This window comes from Bradyrhizobium sp. USDA 4341 (assembly GCF_054063755.1).
Genome location: NZ_JBSSGO010000001.1, coordinates 429421 through 447775 on the forward strand (window position 1 = coordinate 429421; position 18355 = coordinate 447775).

Genomic DNA, 18355 nt, shown 5'->3' on the forward strand with positions numbered 1-18355 from the left:
ATGACAGAGGCTTATTGACGGCAGATCGCGCTGCTGCGTCCAATCGAGCATCGCGCCGAAGATTTCAGCCATTTGAACATCGAAAACGGCCCCAAGTGCTGCCTACTCGCCTACTGGCTTGGCACTTCCGAACAAATGGCGCGCGCGGTCCCGGGTGTTGAAGGCAGATTTGGTGCCGGATCTGGCCCGATCGACGCGACCGCGAACTTGCATTGCCAATCCGTCGGAAGGTTCGAGGCGTTTGCCAGCGCGCCGCTCTGGGTGATCACCACGACGCCGTCAGCGACCGCGTTTGCCTCACACGATCCGGACGAAGCAAACCAGGACTTTCCAAGGGTTATTGGCGGCCCACCAGCCATGCATTGCGCAACGCATGGAGTGCCGGTACAGGAAGTTTCCACGATCCGCTGGTCCCCGGCGCCGAAGGCCACGGGGAAGGTTGCTGACGTGCCGTTATAGGTCACGATGGATGACGGATTGACGGTCCCGAACCTGCCGCCACCGGACAGCTGGAGCCAGGCAATTCCCGAACTCGTGCCCGAGGTCCGGAGCTCGGTGCCATCGAAACTGGCAACGCCCCCGTTCAAGGAAATCGCATAAGGCATTGAGCCGCCGATCGGCTTGTAGGATGCGGTCTCGCGGATGACGAGATGGCCGCCATTGGCGTCGATCGCAGCGCGTCCTGGCAGGCCGGTTGCGTCCGCCGGGACGGCAACGACCTGGGTCCCGGCGTCAAGAAGCACATCGGACCCTTCGGCAAAGACGTAGCGCAGGTTCGTTCCGTACACCCGAACGTGCGCTCCGGGCTTCGCCCAAAGAGAGACCCCCGGCGCCATGGTGATTCCTTCGATGGAAAGATCCGCATCGGTTGCCAAAGGACCTGCGCCGCCGGAGCTCGCCAAAGTGGTCGCACCGGCCCCCTGGCCTATCAGCCTCAGGGAGTGGCCGGCCATGCGGATTGGACCGCCTGCAAACGACGACAAGTCGAGCTCCGATGGTGCGAGATTATGGACGTCGCTGGAAAGGGTTACGACGGCCGCCACCGGGCGCGTCGCCTTCCATTCCGCGAGCGCATCCGACAATGTCGCAGGAGACGCGATTGACCCGCCATCACCACCTCCGGCTGCGGTTGCGAAGCGAACCATGGTGGATGGGATTGGTAAGCCGGCGCGAGTGGAAACGTCGTCGGTGACGGCCACTACCGAGCCATTGGCGGCGCGGAAGACACTTCCATTCCAGGAAATTTCGTCGCAGGTCGGGGTGATGTCACTTCCGGGCAAAGGAGAAATGACAAAGGCCAGCACCTGCGGGACTGCCCCATTATCCGACGGATTCCCGGGCCTGGCTCCCGAAACGACGTAGGATTGAGGACCAGCATCCGGCGAGGTCAAATCGTGGACCTGCACCGACCCGTAAGGGAGTCCCTCCCCGGACGCAGTCGCGGCGATCGCTCCTCCCACGGGATTCGGGGCGTAGGCGCAATATCGGTAGGCAGCACCCCACGGCGTCCGGGCATTGACAGTAAGCCAGGCGGGCAAGGAATCTCCTTGTGGCGTCGGGGCGAAAAGCTGAGAAACATATCCCCCAGTGGTTGGAAAGGTGATACTGCGGATATTGGCTCGTACCAGTGCAGCAAGACCATCCATCTGGGATACGTTGCGTCCGACCTGGGTCAGCACCTGTGTTGACTGGACCGAAACCCAGACGGCATAGGCCCCCATACCCGCCATCAGGACGGAGATAATTGAGAGGATGAAGATAGCGATCACGGTTCGGCCCTCCAGCCTCGCAACTCGTTATCGCCAGTTGTCCGGGAATTCGGTAATCGACGCAAGCAACGGAGCACCTTAGACGACGGCTTTCGCCCGCTTTCCCCGACTCTCCGGAAATTGTCGCTTTCCGCAATCGGCGGCGTTAACCACCGGGGAAAAAGAATCCTTGGACTGCGGTGGCAAATGGAAAAACGCTCGACTTCCCCTACACATGGGAGGCAAATATTGACTTTCGTCTAAACAGTGAAATGATTACAAGAAAAAGTACTTTTCCGTCTAAAAGCAGAATACAGGAACCCCGACATGGCCACTTCAACTTCCAAGGCAAGCCGTACCGTGCGCGGTTCGGACTCCAAGTCGTCGACGACGACTCCTTCGGTCGCTCCGGCGACCGCTGGCGCCGCCGCTCCCAAGAAGCGCGGCCCGAAGGTCGGCGCTGCTCCTGCGGCCCAGACCAAGCGCTCCAAGAAGCGCGTCCTTAAGGCGACACCGACCCGCGTGACCAAGAAAGCCGCTGCCCCGCCGGCGGTCAAACCTGCTGAGCTGGTCGCCGCTGCGCCCGCTGTCGAGCGCTTCTACGTCACCATGGAAGGAAAGACCGCCCTCCTCCACCTCGGCAGGAAGTCCCTTCCCGCGAAGGCAGCCACCAGCAAAGCCATCCTGAGCATGATGCTCGAGCTTGAGAACCCCAAGCGACATGTCACGCTCAGTGGTTCACCGCAGGCGGCCGGTTCGATGCCCAAGGAAGTCGAGCAATACTTGGAGATCTACAAGAAGCCCGACATGCCGAAGGCCAAAATGACCCGGAAGTATTTCCGCGATCATAAGCGCTGGGGATATTCCCTCGCGCATGGTGGACAAGAAGTCGGCCAGCTGGTGTACGACTCCAAGCAGGTCTGGGCACTTTTCCCCACCTCCAAAGAGCTGGAGAAGGCCGGCATGGAACCCTCTGTCCACAGGAATCCTGTCGGAGCGTTCGTCCGGTTGACCACCACGTGGCATGAGGCGCTCACGCCGGACAAACGCCAGCACGCAGCCGCCTGATCCAAGGATTGAGGGCCAGTGGGAATCCTTCCACTGGCCCTCAACATTTTGAGGCCACCAAGGATCCGATTGATGTGGCTTCCAAGTATTACTTTCCACAAAACGTTTATTTGTTCTTGTTTTGGTCCTTGAAATCCAAGGAAAGCCAAATTTTTTCAATTTTCCTGCCGGAATCATAAAACCAAATCGCTCCGCCGCGCATATAGAACTCAGACGCAACTGAAAGCCTTGTCGGATGTTAACCGAGCAACAAGGACTTGTATGCAAGACCCCGGCATCACGATTGATAGGAGCTCGCCATTATGGCCCCCGCTGACACCGACAACGAAGTGCTGAAGGCCTACCTTTCAAACAACAAGGTTTCGCCGAAGGAGCTGCCCGACGTCATCAAGATGTTCGCTTCGCTGTCGAGCACCCCGGCCCCCGCTCCGGTCACGACCCCCGCCAAGGTGACCAGGTCGACGGCGAAGGATTCGACCGCCATCTCCACCGCCAAGGCTCCGGCCGCGACGAAGGCCAAGGCGCCCGCCGCGCCGGCGGCGCCCCCGAAGACCAAGCAGCCCAACAAGCGGACGAACAAGGCCGACGCCAAGGCAGCGGAGAAGGCCAAGAAGGTCGCCGCCGAGAAGACGAAGGACGCTGCCGCCGAAAAGACCGCGGCGCGGAAAGCCGAGCAGGAGCGCAAGGCCGCGGCCCAGGCCGAAGCCAAGGCGACTGCCAAGGCCAAGAAGGCTGAAGCCGCTCAGGCGAAGAAGCAGAAGAAGGCAGCCGAGCGCCAGGCTGAACGCGAAAAGAAGGCCGCCGCCAAGGAAGCGGCCAAGGCCAAGAAACTCGCGATCCAGAAGGCGAAGGAAGCGGCCGCAGAAAAGGTCGCGGCGCGGAAGGCCAAGACTGCAGCCCGGGCGGAAGCCAAGGCGGTTGCGAAGCAGAAGCGAGTGGCCGCCCGCCAGGCGGCCCGCGACGAGAAGGCGGCCGCGAAGCTGGCTGAGAAGGAACGGAAGGCGGCAGCCCGCCAGGCGGCGCGCGAACAGAAGGCCGCAGAGAAGGCGGCAGCCAAGGCTGCCAAGCTCGCAGCGAAGAACACCGGACCGGTCATGCCGGCCCCTCGGGGCGACAACGCTCCCTTTATGTTCGAGGCCCCGATCGCGACTGCGGCGATGCGTAAGGCCAGTCCGCCGGAGCAGCGCATGCTCGGCGTTCGGGCCGCGAACGATCCGTTCGTGCCGATTTCGGACAGCGTTCAGCGCGACTACATCGTCTGCCTGGAGGATGGAAAGCGCCTGAAGATGCTCAAGCGCCACATTCGAGCTTCGTATGGCTTCTCTCCCGAGACTTATCGGTCGAAATGGGGCCTTCCCGACGACTATCCGATGGTGGCGGCGGGCTACAGCGCAGAGAAAGCGAGCTATGCGAAATTTATGGGCCTCGGAAGTACCGCTAATAAGGCTAAAAAGCATACGACTGCCGCGAAGCTTTCCAAGCGCGCTGTCGGCGTCTGATCTGAGATAACGAATCCTTGTCAACAAGGCCGCGCACCTGGGCGCGGCCTTGTTTCGTTTTTCAGCTTTATAAGATTTCCGTGAATCCTTGATCGCCGGCCGCTTGTTCCACTCCAATGCGCCTTGCATGATGGCGGGGTCATTGGGGAGCATGGCAAGCCAAGTGTCGGAAACGGCAGTTGTACAGATAGGCGAAGCTGTTGATCAGGCCGCACGGCGCAAGACGATCCAAATCGTCACCGCGGCGCTGAAGCGTGCGGCCGTAGAGATTCAGAGCCTGCCCAATCCCAACCTGCTCTTTGTAGGGCTCTGGCACGCCGCGATCAGCAGTCTACTGATCAACATGGATGCCGCAGACGTCGCAGACGTTCTCGAACATCGAAGCGAAAAGCTCCTTCCGGCTTCGCCAAGTATCGATCCGGCCGCAGAGGACGAGCGACTGCGACAGATCAGTGACATCGCCGCGGTAATTTCGGCAGAGCTCGAGGTGGCGTTTACCGCCTGCGAGGCGGTCGGACTCGAGGAGCAGTTCCCCGAGTCCGTGCTCGATAAGGCGATCGAGATGCTTGAGCCCCGCTGGGGCGCCGACCACCTGCGCGCCGCGATGGCGAGCCAGGTCGCGCTGATTGCAGCTGGCCTGGGTGCCGTATTTCCCGCGAGCGAGCCCGCGCCGTCGGTCCGTTCTCTGCCGGCAAGCCGCCGCGAACCCAGCGCCGGTCGGCCGCGGGCCGCCGTCGTTCGGGTGGAAGCTGACGTAAGCGGAGATCAGCCCCTTTGGGCCTATGCGATGGTCGTCACGGCCGCCGACGGAAGTTCACGAGAAGATCTCCATGAGGCGCGTTGCCGGATGCCGGGAGCGAACCTGGCCCGAACCTTGATGGCGGGCGTCCTTGCGGCGCTCGAGACGATTTCTTGCGAGGGCCCCGGTGCGCACGTTCTGCTCGAGACATCGCACAACCCCTTTCTTCTGCAGGCGTCGTCCCCGGCGGCCCGTCCGTCAGTCGATGGCTCCGGCTGGGAACGGATCGAGCGTCTCCGCGAAACAATGCAACTCGACTTCCGTCGGGCTCAGCCGGATCAACATCAGGAAATCGCGGCTCGTTGCCTGAAATTGCTCAGGCCGGCCCATTGACCGGCGTTAAGCTGGCGTCGCCTGATTACGGCCGACCGCCGCCGCGATGAAGCCTGCTCTTGCGTCTGGATGGCGAACGCGGCGTGGTTCGAGGACGTTTCGAAGCAGGAATGTCCCGGTCAGATGGAACGCGTCGCATAGATCTTCGGGCCCCAACTCGCACCCTGCTCCGTCCGGCCGAAGAAACGGTGGCAAGCGCAGCATGCGATCATGCCAGGGCTCTCCGGCCGTTCTCGACACGGCACCTCCGGTCTTTGGCGAAACATAAACGAGGTCGCTTGTGGAGCCCGTGGCCGCGCAGCGGTCGAGCGCGAGCCCGAAGCCAAGTTCGGAGAGCATAACCATCTCGAACCTGACGATGTGGACCGCCGCCGCTTTCGGATCCTCGAAATGGTCGAGGATTTCTCCCAACGTATCGAACAGGCCAGGCTGCGGATCACGCTCTGGGAGCAACCTGACAAGGGTTGCAAGATAGGTCACGCCATAGACCGTGTGCGGCGACCACAACAGGCCGGTTGCCCGGAACTTGCTCACGTCGACCGCGGAATAGGTACCAAGATGCTCCTCCAGACGCGCGCGCCAGGTGACGCTGACGCCATTGCCTGGCTGCAGCAGCGGCCGCATGCTGGTGCCGGCTCCGCCGCGCACCAGCCCCAGATGACGGCCGTGATGCCGTGTGAAGAGCTCGACAATGGCGCCGCTCTCACCGTGCCGCCGCGACCCCAGGACGATGCCCTCGTCAGTCCATTCCATGGCCGCAGTCTACAAGGATTCGATAAATATGGACATCGCCGAAACGGCTCATTAATCCCAACGATTGCCGATCCGGATAAACGCGCACAGATCGGGGAAAAACCCTTTCTTGGTGCTACCCAAACGTTGACGAATCCTTGGTGTGCTGCAACGTTCCTTTTTGTTGGGGGACCCTCGGGTCCGGGATTGTTCCGGGGGATACGGAATGCGACCGCTTATCATTGTTTCAGTGCTGGCCAACGCGTGCCTCGTCTCGGCATGCAGCAGAGACATTTCGGGGGCCGTGGACAACCCGCCCCTGTTCCCGATCGAATCGGTGCAGCCGGCGGACGCCTACTGGCAGGAAGGCGCCTCCCACGCAACCGGTCATGGACTTCTCCGGAATGAAGAGGCGGCAGTCGTCGAATACGAGCGCGCGGCCGAGCGCAACGACGTGCGTGCGACGGTCGATCTTGGCATGATGTACGCCCAAGGACGCGGTGTCGCGCGCGACTACGGCAAAGCGGTCTCGCTGTTCCGGCGCGCTTCGGACGCCGGCTCCGCGGCCGCCAAATACAATCTCGCGCTCCTCCATCTGTCAGGTGAAGGCGTCTCTGTTGATCCTGCGCAGGCGGTGTCGCTGCTTCGGAGCAGCGCGCGCCAGGGTCACCTCAAATCCATGACCTTGCTGGCTGAGCTACTGGAAACCGGCGCTGCACCTCCGCGCGATGCCGGCGAGATTTCTTATTGGCGCCGCGAGGCGGCCTCCCGTGGCGATCGCGGCGAGATCGCCCGCATGGTCGACCCTGCCTATCGGTCCGATCCGCGCAGACCCGTAGTTACCGACGCCGTCAGGCGGATGGTCGCGGAAAGCTGTCGTGAATGCACGGCGCCAGAGATTGATCGTTCGACCCGCGAATATGCCTTCGTGACCACGGGCCGCAACGCCGGGACGATCTACCAACTCGCCATCCGCAATCGAGACGGCGACGGCATTCCGCGCGACCTTCGCGAGGCGGCCCGCCTATTCGCGGTCGCATCCCAGATGGGACATGCGCCCTCACAATACGAGCTCGCGAGGCTCCGGATCGATGGCATCGGCGTCGCGCGCGATTATCGCGAAGCAGAAGCCTTGCTGATCGCGGCATCACGTTCCGAGGGCAGTGAGGCCCGGCAGGCTCGCGATCTCCGCCGGCGGCTCGAATACTCCCTGTCGCGCAGCGAAATCGATGACGCCATGAAGCGAGCCGACCTCAGGCAATTCGGCGACATCGATCAGTACGGTCGTCCGCGCTGAAGGTTCGCATGTATTCCGTTCGTGTATCGTTCAGTTGCCTCCTGATTGGCATAACCGGCGCCCTCGCCGGCCTGGTCAGTCCATCGATCAGCCACGCCACGGAAGGTCCGGCGCCTATCGTCGAAGCCCTCCGCACAGCGGCAGCCAGCAAGACCTGCGGCCGACACGAAGCGGCCCTTGCCGGCACACTCGAGCGGCTCGGCAAGATGTCGATCCCGCTCGATGGCAAGTTGGTCCTTGTCAATATCGCGGCCCGGACCCTGGCCGCCTATGACAATGGCGAACCAGCGATGGAAAGTCGCGTCGTCATCGGTCGCGAGGGCTGGAAGACCCCGGACCTGTCGACAACGGTTGACTACGTTCGGGTCAATCCAACCTGGACAGTTCCAGAGAGCATCATCAAGGCGAATGGTTGGCGCGCCAAGCTCAGGTCCAACCCGGGCTGGTTTTCACGGAACGGCTTTGATGTCGCGGTCGGTGGAAAGACCATGGATCCCCGAGATGGGGCGTCTTTGGCCGGAGCGGCAACCTTCATTCAGCGTCCCGGGCCGGAGAATGCGCTTGGTCGGCTGAAGGTGGGCCTCGCCAATTCCGGCGGCATCTATCTCCACGACACCAACGATCCTGACGCCTACGAGCGGAAGGGCGTGGAATCCCACGGCTGTATCCGCGTCGAAGGCATCAACGAGCTCGCCGGCTGGATGCTTGGCAAGGACAAGTCGGAAGTCCGGGACCTCATTGAGAGCGGAGACCAGGCCAACCGGAAGCCGGCTGCGCCCATTCGAGTCGTCGTCGGATACTTCACGGCGTGGCCGGATTCTGCTGGGCAGGTTCACTACTACCGCGACTTTTACCACCGCGATCCACTGCCCGCTCCGTGCGACGCGCCGGACGGAATTGAGACCCCCTACGGCAACGAGGACGGCGCATCGACCGCGCCGGCGGGAGACAATCAATGGCCCTCGGAATGAACGGCGTACGCCATACCATGGCGAGAGGCATGGACCTTATTGGCGACGCGGCAAACGTCGGCCTGCTGATGTTCGTCCTGGCCGCGACATGGGCGAGCTGGCTCAAGACCCTCGCTGCTTACCATGCCGCCGGCGGCAAGCCCTGGCTTCCTCGATCGGAAGAGGATGTCCGCTACGCCATCACGTCGGTCAGAATGCTTCTGATGGACCAGCAACGCCGACATTTCGTCTGGGACTTCGCGGCCAACTGGCTCATGACCTGGACCTGGCTGGTCATCACTATCGCGCTTGCGCTGTTGTGCGTCGCGGGCCTGCGGTGGGCATGGGTCCGTCTGCGGGACATTATTGCGGGCGTCTAGCGTGTCACAAGTTGCCCTTTGTCACTGGACTCATTCGCGGTTCGGACAACTGACGCATAGCCCTTGCGGCTCGCAAGGATTCGCTTCTTCATGGGTGACGTGAGACGGACTACCCAGGGCGAATGAATCACAGCGCTGCAGACCTGATTGAGCGGCTCGAAAGCACCCTTGTGGGGCTCGGCACTGACTTAGCTGTGCTTTCGGCGTCCGCGGGACTGTCCGCTTCGACGACCGCCCGGATTTTGCGTCTCGATTACGACCCGCCGATCGGCGAGGTCATGACGCTTGCACGCTGCGCCGGGATGGCTGTTGCAGTCGTTCCGAGCTCATTCTCCGTGAGCGAGGAAAATGGGACAGTCCGCGCGCGCGGCGCTGAAACGTTTGCGGCGCAGGATCTGCTTCGGTTCAGGGACGTCTTTCGGGGTTACCGACACGCGATCGGTGTCAGCCCGACCAGGCTTGCCCAACTCTGTGATGTCAACGAAAAGGCTTTCCGGAGGACCGAAGGCGCGACACGATCTCCGTCACTCGGGCTCGCGTGTGACTGTGCCGAGCCGCTCGGGCTCACCATTGCTCTTGTTCCGGAATCGCAGCTGCCGGCCGTCGCTACAGCCGTCGAGGCCGATCGCAAGCGGCGCGCACCACGCCTTGCGTCGGAACTCGAGCGTTCGCTTCCGCCACCGACGGATCTTCCCGATGCCGTCCAGGCACTTGCGGCGATCCTCACGGACATCGCGGACCACCATGATCTCGGGGTACGGCAGATCGCCGCCGCAACGGGAATTGAGCTCGCAACACTGACCGGTGAACGGCGTCGCACAGGACCCCGCGCGCTTCGCCTCAATGCGATCGGATCATTGCCGACAACCGTTCGCGTTGCTGCATTTCTCGGCTGCGAACTGATAATTGTTCCGACCGGAGCGACTGACGAAGTCGCGCAGCTCGTTACGCAGTTCCCGCCCCGGCCAAGGGCGCCCGACGCCCGCGCGCTTGACCGCAGTGTTGAGCTGCAGCTCTCGACCATGCAGGCAGCGATTGAGCGGGCCCGCAGCGACTTGGCTCGTGCTGCGGCTTCCGCCAGCGACGTCCGCCAGCTCGATCGGATTGGCAGTTCGTTACGACATGCACATACGGCGCGCCTGTCTGCCCGCCTGATCGAGCTTGGATTCACGTTGATGGCCGTCTCCTCAGAGATGTCCGCCAAGGCGAGGCGGATTGCCGAGCGTGCCCGCTGGTCCCCTCGAAAGGACATGCGGAAGGAGGACCGGGAGACGACGGAGACGCGAAATCGACGGCTCACGGAGCGTTTCATCGTACGGCTGGAGAATGCCTGCCGCCATCACCGGCGGGGGACCACGGATCTCCCGCAGACCCGAACTCCCCTGCAGGTCGTCCTGGAACGCCTGAAGGAGTTCGATCTGGCGCTCGATCTGATTGATGTCGCTACGCGCGAGACCGTTTTGCGCTACCGCGGCCGCGATGCCGGAGAATTGGTTGGCCACATTGTCGGTCTTCGCATCAAGCGAGGCTTTTCTTTGCACTCGCTTGGCGCCGGCGTGCAACTGACGCACGCGGCTGTCCGGCGCGCCGAGAGGCCGGAGGCGCGCCGGAAAGCACTGCTGTCTTCGGTGCTCCGTTATGCCGAAACTATCGGACTGGACCTCGTTCCCAGCCGGCCTTGACCTCTGCGGGCCTTGGCCAGGTCTTAAAGGTTGAGCCGGAAGCGACCCGTCGATCACGGCTACAAGTCACCCGGGCACTGCATGGAGTCCAGCATTAGCGATTGCGGGGATATCGAAACATTGAAATTTGCGGAAACATTCAAGATAACGTATTCGTAATCGAATCCTTGAAGTGTCCCATAATTTTAGTTGAGCCCCCATGTTCACAATGATCCGTAAGTCTGCGACTTCGCTCTTGATTGCGGCGATGGTGTTGACTCCGACCCTCTCGGAAGCCGCCGGATATCCGTATTTCAGGATGTATGGTCACGGCGGGCAGATCGTTGATGGCGGACAGCCGCAGCCTGGCTCGCTGGGATACGCCATTCAAGCGCCGGTCAGTCCGACCGTCGGCGGGGCATTTTCAGGCACTTCGCAGGTATCAGGCGCGGTCGGCGCCCCGACATTCTCCGTGCAAAGCGGATCGCTGCCAGCCGGCACAGCTCTGAACTCATCAACTGGCGCGATCACGGGGACGCTCTCGGCCGCGGGCACATACTTCGCGACATTGAAGGTCGTGGACACCGTCAATTCGTCCGGTTTTGCCGATCTCCAGGTGGTGGTCTCGCCGGTGTTGACGGCAGGATGGGCTCCGGCCGCCGGCAAGGTCGCTGAGATTTACGTCCCAACCGCTCCGACCGCGTCTGGCGGTCGTGCGCCATTCTCCTATTCGCTGTCGGGCGTTGTGCCCGCTGGTCTCGTGTTCTCACAGGCGAGCGGGCTATTGACCGGCACGCCCACTGCGGAGGGATCTTATTCGCTCTCCGTTACCATCATTGACGCTGATGGCCGTTCGGCATCGACCGGAGTGAAAACACTAAGCATCGCGCCTGCTGACATTACGGTACCGACGGATCCCGCGTTGACAATTTCCGGCACACCAGGAGCCGTTGCTCAGGTCGGCGTCGGATATTCTGCCCACTTCTCCGGAATTGGTGGCACAGCCCCTTACGTCTTTGGTCTCGTCGCTGGCTCGCTGCCTCCGGGGCTTACTTTGTCGCCGGACGGCGTCATTTCTGGTGTGCCGTTGGCCATGGGCACCTACTCGGGCCTCCAGGTCCGTGTTACCGACGCGGCATCGACAAGCTCACTCTCTGCCATGTTCTCGATCGATGTGCAGCCCGAGCCGCAACTCCTGATCTCTGGAAATCCGGCCGGTACGGCATGGGTGGGCTCGAACTATTCCGCTACTTTTACCGCCCTTGATGGCTCTGGAGCAGGATATTCGTTCTCACTTGCATCTGGCTCTCTGCCGCCGGGCCTGTCGCTTGCAAAGGCGAATGTTGCAGAAGTGCAGATCGTCGGCACACCAACCCACGTTGGCACCTATTCCGACATCGTCATCCGTGTGACCGACTCGCATTCCAATGTTGCAGATTCTCCCCCGTTCTCCATCGTTGTGGCTCCGATCGCCGGCCAGCCCCTGGCGGTAACTGGAGCGCCCGCGGCCAACGGCGAGATCGGGTCTGCCTACCTGGCTAGTTTCTCAGCCTCCGGCGGCACCAATAGCGGCTATTCTTTCTCGATCGCGTCGGGCGCTCTTCCCGCGGGGCTCTCGCTCTCGCCGCTGGGATTGCTTTCAGGCACGCCTTCGTCGTCGGGCACTTTCAAGTTCGCGGTTGCGGTTGCGGATTCCTCGGGGGATCAGGCGCAGGCTTCCTATTCGATTACGATTTTGGACGCACTGACGGCGCCGACGGGGACATTTGCCAACGGCGAAGTTGGCCTCTCCTATACGAGCGCCGCCCCTTCTGCGCACGGCGGACTTGTCCCTTACGCCTGGTCACTCGCCTCGGGTTCGCTTCCGGCAGGTCTCTCGCTCGATCGGGCAACGGGGATGGTCTCCGGCCTGCCGACCACAGCAACCGCCGTTGTCTTCACCCTCCAGGTTACGGACGCGCTCGGCGTCGTTTCTCCGGCCTCGTCGGCGATGTCGCTCGCGATCAATTCGGCTCTCACGATTGCCGGCTCGCCAGCAGCCAAGGGTGAGGTCGGCGCCAGCTACGCGGCAACTTTCTCGGCCTCCGGCGGCACCGGCAGCGGCTATGCGTTCTCGGTCGTGTCGGGTGCTTTACCCGCGGGGCTGACGCTTTCGCCCGCCGGTGTCCTTTCCGGCGTACCGACGTCAGCGGGTAATTTTGGGTTCACGGTAGTCGTGACTGATCCCTTGGGAGGGCAGGCACAGGCTTCCTATTCGATCACGATTTTGGACGCACAGACGGCACCGACGGCGGCGTTCGCCAATGGCGAGGTCGGCGTTTCTTATGCGAGCGCTGCTCCGTCCGCACACGGCGGGCTTGCCCCTTACGCTTGGTCACTCGCTTCGGGTTCGCTTCCGGCAGGGCTCTCGCTTGACGCGGCTACGGGCGTTGTGTCTGGCCTTCCAACCACGGCGTCTTCCGCCGTGTTCACGCTCCGCGTCACGGATGCGCTCGGGATTGTATCTCCCGCATCCTCGCCGCTCTCGCTGACGATCAATTCGAGCCTCACGATTGCCGGGACGCCTGCAGCCAACGGTGAAGTTGCTGCTCCCTATTTGGCGACCTTCACGGCCGCCGGCGGGACCGGCAGCGGCTATGTGTTCTCGATCGCATCGGGGGCGCTGCCTGCCGGGCTGACGCTGTCAGCCGCTGGCAGTCTCACCGGCTCGCCGATCGCATCCGGCACCTTCGGCTACACGGTGGCCGTGGCTGACTCCCTCGGAGGACAGGCGCAGGCTTCCTATTCGGTTACGATCCTGGATGCATTGACGGCTCCGACGGCAGCTTTTGTCAACGGTGACGTCGGCGTCTCCTACCTGAGCGCGGCGCCATCTGCGCACGGTGGACTTGCGCCTTACGCCTGGTCCTTGGCGTCCGGCACTCTCCCTGCCGGGCTATCGCTCGACAGTTCGACAGGCGTGGTGTCCGGCATGCCGACCGCGGCTTCGACGGCTACATTCACCCTCCGGGTGACTGACTCGCTCGGGATTGTATCTCCCGCGTCCTCGCCGCTCTCGCTGACGATCAATTCGGGCCTCGCGATTGCCGGATCGCCCGCGGCCAATGGTGAGGTCGGAACGTCCTACTCGGCGACCTTCACGGCCGTCGGCGGCGCCGGGAGCGGCTATGTGTTCTCGATCGGATCAGGAGCGTTGCCTCCGGGCCTGACTCTTTCGCCAGCTGGAAGTCTCACCGGTACGCCGACGGCCGCCGGTGGCTTTAACTTTACGGTCGCGGTTGCTGATGCCTTGGGAGGACAAGCGCGGGCGTCCTATTCGATTACGATTCTGGACGCCTTGACCGCGCCGACTGCGACGTTTGCCAATGGTGATGTCGGCGTTTCCTATGTGAGCGCGGCTCCGTCTGCGCACGGTGGACTTGCACCCTACGTCTGGTCACTGGCGTCGGGTTCGCTTCCGACAGGGCTCTCGCTCGACGCTTCGACGGGCGTTGTGTCTGGCCTCCCGACCACAGCGTCCACCGCGGTCTTCACCCTTCGTGTCACGGATGCGCTCGGTGTCGTTTCCCCTGCTTCCTCGCCAATCTCCCTGAAGATCAATCCGGCCTTGGCGATTGCGGGATCGCCCGCCGCCAACGGCGAGATGGGCGTCGCCTATAATGCAAACTTTTCTGCTTCCGGCGGCGCCGGTAGCGGCTATGTGTTCTCGATCGCATCGGGAGCGCTTCCTGCCGGGCTGACGCTGTCAGCGGCGGGAAGTCTCACCGGCACGCCGACCGCGTCCGGCACCTTCGCCTACACGGTGGCCGTGGCTGACTCCCTGGGGGGCCAAGCGCAGGCCTCCTATTCGGTCACGATCCTGAATGCGTTGATGGCACCGACGGCGATCTTCAACAACGGTGAAGTTGGCGTCTCCTACACGAGCGCCGCTCCGGTAGCCCATGGCGGACTTGCTCCGTACGTTTGGTCGCTTGCCTCGGGTTCGCTGCCGACAGGCCTCTCGCTCGACAGTTCGACGGGCGTGGTGTCCGGCATGCCGACCGCGGCTTCGACGGCTACATTCACCCTTCGGGTCACCGATGCGCTCGCCGCCGTTTCTCCCGCTTCCTCGACAATCTCCTTGAAGATCAACCCGGCCTTGACGATTGCAGGGGCGCCGGCGGCCAACGGCGAGGTGGGTGTCGCTTACACTGCAACCTTCTCTGCTTCCGGCGGGAGCGGGAACGGTTTCGTGTTCTCGATCGCGTCAGGTGCTTTGCCCCCGGGGCTCGCGCTCTCGAGCGGCGGCGTTCTCTCGGGCGTGCCGACATCAGCCGGAAACTTTGGGTTCACGGTTGCTGTGGCTGATGCCCTGGGAGGCCAGGCTCAGGCCCCCTACTCCATCGCAGTGTCGGTCGCGCTTACGGCGCCGACCGGGACGTTCGCCAACGGTGAAGTTGGCGTCTCCTACACGAGCGCCGCTCCGGCGGCCCATGGCGGTCTTGCTCCGTACGTCTGGTCGCTTGCCTCCGGTTCGCTCCCGGCCGGGCTCTCGCTCAATAGTTCAACGGGCGTGGTGTCTGGCATGCCGACCGCGGGCTCTACCGCGACGTTTACTCTCCAGGTCACCGACTCGCTCGGTTCTGTTTCGCCGGTCTCTTCGGCGATCTCGCTAACGATCAATTCGGGCCTTACAATTGCTGGGACGCCTCCGGCCAACGGTGAAGTTGGGACCCCTTATTCGGCGACCTTCTCGGCATCGGGCGGTACCGGCAGTGGCTATGTGTTCTCGCTCTCGTCGGGAACTCTGCCTGCAGGGCTTGCGCTGTCGACGGCTGGAAGCCTCACTGGCACGCCGACGGCATCTGGCACCTTCGGCTTTACGGTCGCGGTAGTGGACGGCGCGGGTGGCAGAGGTCAGGCCTCACATTCGGTCACCATCTCTGATGCCCTGACGGCGCCGACGGCGGCGTTTGCAGGCGGCATGGTTGGCGTCTCCTATACGAGTGCGGCTCCCGCGGCGCATGGCGGATTGGCGCCCTACAACTGGTCGCTGGCGTCGGGTTCGCTGCCGGCCGGCCTCTCGCTTGATGGTTCGACCGGTATCGTGTCGGGCGTTCCGACCACAGCGTCGACTTCGGTGTTCACGCTTAAGGTAACGGACACACTCGGGGTCGTGTCGCCGGCTTCTTCGACGGTTTCGGTCACGATCGATCAGGTGCTCACAATTTCGTCGGGGACGTATGTCTTGACCGTCGGAAGCGCTGCGAACCTCACTCCGGCCATCGCTTCCGGAGGTTCCGGGAGCTACACGAACTATGCCGCCATCAACGGCACCGGTACGCTAGCGGCGCTCGGACTTTCCTTCAACTCGTCGGGCACCATCACGGGTACTCCGACAGCCACCGGATCATGGACTGGATCGGTCGTGGTGACCGACAGCCACGGTCACACCGCCACCTCGGGACAGATCACGATCTATGTCGATCAGCCGCTTTCCGTCTCCGGAACGCCGGCGGCCGGACAGGTCAATTCGTCGTATAACTTTACTTTGGCGGTTTCAGGTGGCACCGGCACCTATCCGACCTATTCGGTTGCTAACACCACCGGCACACTCGCCGCGCTTGGCCTTTCGTTCTCGGCTGGAAAGATCACAGGCCCGCCGTCGGCGAGCGGCACCTGGTCCGGTACGATCACCGTTACCGACAGCCACGGAACGAGCAAGACATCGGGATCTCTGACGATCAAGATTGACCCGGCGCTTGTGATCTCGGGTACGCCCGCACAAGGTAACGCGGGTGTGGCTTACAGCTTCATTCCCGCGGTTTCGGGCGGCTCCCTCAGCTACGCAAACTATGCGGCGGCGACAACGTCGGGTTCGCTCGGAACGCTTGGTCTCGTCTTTACGCAAACGAGCGGCAAGATCTCCGGCAGTTCGCCGGTCGCCGGCAGCTGGACCGGCACCATCACCGTAACCGACAGCGATGGCAATACGGCTACCTCTCCATCTTTGACCATTCAGATTGTCGGCCCGCTCACGATCTCCGGTACGCCAACGACGGGAGCCGTGGTAGGCAGTACATACAACTGGACGCCGGCGATTTCCGGCGGAACCGCGCCCTACACGGTGTCCTACACCACGTCCAGTGGCCCGACACTGACGTCGATGGGCCTGTCGTTCTCGGCAACGACCGGCACTATCAGCGGCAATCCAATGTCTGGTGGTGTCTGGAACGGTACGATCTCGGTCACCGATGCGGCCAATACGACCGTGGTATCATCCGCGCTGTCGCTATCCGTTGCAGGCGCCGCCCCCACCATTTCAGGCGGTCCGTTGAAGACGCCCTGGGCTCCCAATGTGGCAATGCCCCCCGCAACATTCACGGCCACAGGCGGTGTTCAGCCCTACACGTGGTCGCTGGTGGCTGGAACGACTGCGGTGCCTGCCGGCGTCTCGATCAGCTCATCCGGTGTTGTCTCCGGCACGCCGACGGCCAATGGCACCTATAACTTCAACGTCAAGGCGACTAACGCGACGGGCGGCCAGGCAGGCACAATGCCGGTCTCGCTGGTGGTGTCGTCGAGCGCATTCGTGACCACGTCCAATGGTTATGATGGGCTCACGGTCTTTCGGTGGCCTGGCTTCCCCGCGGCACCCTTGTTTACGCCGTCAGCTTATAATGCCAGTGGGTCAGTGACCTGGACAATGACTGGCCAGGGAGCTTCTGGACTCAGCATCAATCCATCGACTGGCGCTGTCTCCGGTACGTTGTCCTCAACTTACGGGACCTATCCGCTCACGGTAACAGGAACGGATTCAGCATCGCATACCGCGTCCTTTTTGGTGACCTTAGACATCAGTCATCGTAGCGGAAGCTCTGGTACCGATCCTTTGAACGCAACGATCTACTTGAACGGCGTCTCGTGCGGCACCGGTACGGTAGGAGCGGCGACTTGTACTGGTACGCTTACCGGGGCGAATTCGACGCTGGAACTTGTCTATCCGAATAACGTTCAGTCGTCGCAGGTAGTCTTCAACGCGACCACTTGGCCTTCGGCAGTCAATCTTGAAGTGTCGTACGGAGATGGTGTGAGCTACTCGACTTGCGCGACAGGAAGCGTTTCGAGTGGCACTCCGAGTCTCAGCTGTTCTGCGGGGGTCACCATGTATGCGACACATTATCGGGTTCGGGTGATCTCGATGACCGGCTCGATGAGCAGCCCGGGATTGAAGGTGAACGCTTACTTCGACCCGCCGTGAGCTCGGCCCCAAAGCGAGATCCTCTTGAATCAATAATACGGCCCGGACAACGTCGTCCGGGCCGTATTCGCAGCCCAACGTCGATCGATATCGTGGATCCGGAACCTTGAACCCGGCTGATTTTAGCGCCTGGCGATCACACAAATTTGGATTCGGAGCTCAATGCCATCGATCCAGACCTATGCTCACGCCGCGCGCTCCATCCCTTTTCGCGCCGGCAGGCGCGTTTGTCTAAGCGTTGATGATCTTCCGGCTTGCTGGGCGGGAGCATAACGTCGATGTCGAACTTCATGATCAGGAGCCCAATATGTCCGAACTCAACCGCCCGGCACCCTCGCCGCGCACGAGCCCCGATTTCGACGGGATGATCCCGGGCGAGGACAATCGGACAGAGTCCGACCTTGAGCAGATGACCGATGCGATCTCCGATCGCCTGGAGTACGCGCTGCCGCGAACTGGCCTGACCCCCCAGTTGAAGCTGATGATGGCGCGGCTCCGGCACGCCCGTGATGTCGGTCCGACGCCGTTCCAGCGACCTGGCGACCAGCTGTTGCGTTTCCTTGCTGCAGGCGCCCCGCTCGCCGTGCATGTGCCGCAACGTCCGATCCCAGTCCCCGTTCCGCCGATGCCGCGGTTTCGCTGAAAATC

11 protein-coding genes are annotated in these 18355 nt (G+C 62.5%); 9 read left to right on the forward strand and 2 right to left on the reverse strand.

The genetic code is table 11. The annotated features are described in order from the left end of the window. Window positions 1-110: 110 nt before the first annotated feature. Window positions 111-1769 carry a hypothetical protein gene (locus tag ACVIGB_RS02005; protein WP_456717333.1) on the reverse strand — a complete coding sequence of 553 codons (1659 nt, stop codon included), beginning with the start codon at window positions 1767-1769 and terminating at the stop codon, window positions 111-113. Window positions 1770-2075: 306 nt separating this feature from the next. On the opposite strand from ACVIGB_RS02005, the gene ACVIGB_RS02010 reads away from it, so the two are divergent. The 3 genes from ACVIGB_RS02010 (at window position 2076) to ACVIGB_RS02020 (ending at window position 5447) form a co-directional block, all read left to right on the forward strand. Next, complete coding sequence (locus tag ACVIGB_RS02010; RefSeq protein ID WP_456717332.1) at window positions 2076-2816, forward strand: hypothetical protein; 741 nt, start codon at window positions 2076-2078, stop codon at window positions 2814-2816. Between the two features lie 302 nt (window positions 2817-3118). Further along, window positions 3119-4315 (forward strand): MucR family transcriptional regulator, encoded by a 1197-nt coding sequence (locus ACVIGB_RS02015; RefSeq protein ID WP_456717331.1) that lies wholly within the window; start codon window positions 3119-3121, stop codon window positions 4313-4315. A 151-nt stretch (window positions 4316-4466) separates the two neighbouring features. Next, entirely contained in the window at window positions 4467-5447 is a 981-nt protein-coding gene (locus tag ACVIGB_RS02020; protein ID WP_456717330.1) for a hypothetical protein, read from the forward strand. Between the two features lie 6 nt (window positions 5448-5453). Here the strand turns inward: ACVIGB_RS02020 and recO are convergent, their stop codons facing one another. Beyond that, window positions 5454-6200 carry a DNA repair protein RecO gene (recO, locus tag ACVIGB_RS02025; RefSeq protein WP_456717329.1) on the reverse strand — a complete coding sequence of 249 codons (747 nt, stop codon included), beginning with the start codon at window positions 6198-6200 and terminating at the stop codon, window positions 5454-5456. A 142-nt stretch (window positions 6201-6342) separates the two neighbouring features. On the opposite strand from recO, the gene ACVIGB_RS02030 reads away from it, so the two are divergent. The 6 genes from ACVIGB_RS02030 (at window position 6343) to ACVIGB_RS02055 (ending at window position 18350) form a co-directional block, all read left to right on the forward strand. Continuing rightward, window positions 6343-7476, forward strand: coding sequence for a tetratricopeptide repeat protein (locus ACVIGB_RS02030; RefSeq protein WP_456717328.1), 1134 nt, complete (start codon window positions 6343-6345; stop codon window positions 7474-7476). 8 nt (window positions 7477-7484) lie between these two features. Next, window positions 7485-8447: a L,D-transpeptidase family protein gene (locus tag ACVIGB_RS02035; protein ID WP_456717327.1), complete on the forward strand. Its 963-nt coding sequence runs from the start codon at window positions 7485-7487 to the stop codon at window positions 8445-8447. Further along, window positions 8432-8806: a hypothetical protein gene (locus ACVIGB_RS02040; protein WP_456717326.1), complete on the forward strand. Its 375-nt coding sequence runs from the start codon at window positions 8432-8434 to the stop codon at window positions 8804-8806. The genes ACVIGB_RS02035 and ACVIGB_RS02040 overlap by 16 nt, the downstream gene beginning before the upstream one ends. A gap of 122 nt (window positions 8807-8928) precedes the next feature. After that, window positions 8929-10488, forward strand: coding sequence for a hypothetical protein (locus tag ACVIGB_RS02045; RefSeq protein ID WP_456717325.1), 1560 nt, complete (start codon window positions 8929-8931; stop codon window positions 10486-10488). 199 nt (window positions 10489-10687) lie between these two features. Further along, a complete protein-coding gene (locus tag ACVIGB_RS02050; protein WP_456717324.1) occupies window positions 10688-17707 on the forward strand; it encodes a putative Ig domain-containing protein in 7020 nt (2339 codons plus the stop codon). 307 nt (window positions 17708-18014) lie between these two features. Continuing rightward, the gene (locus ACVIGB_RS02055; RefSeq protein WP_456717323.1) at window positions 18015-18350 is read left to right on the forward strand and encodes a hypothetical protein; all 336 of its coding nucleotides are present in this window, start codon (window positions 18015-18017) and stop codon (window positions 18348-18350) included. Window positions 18351-18355 lie beyond the last annotated feature (5 nt).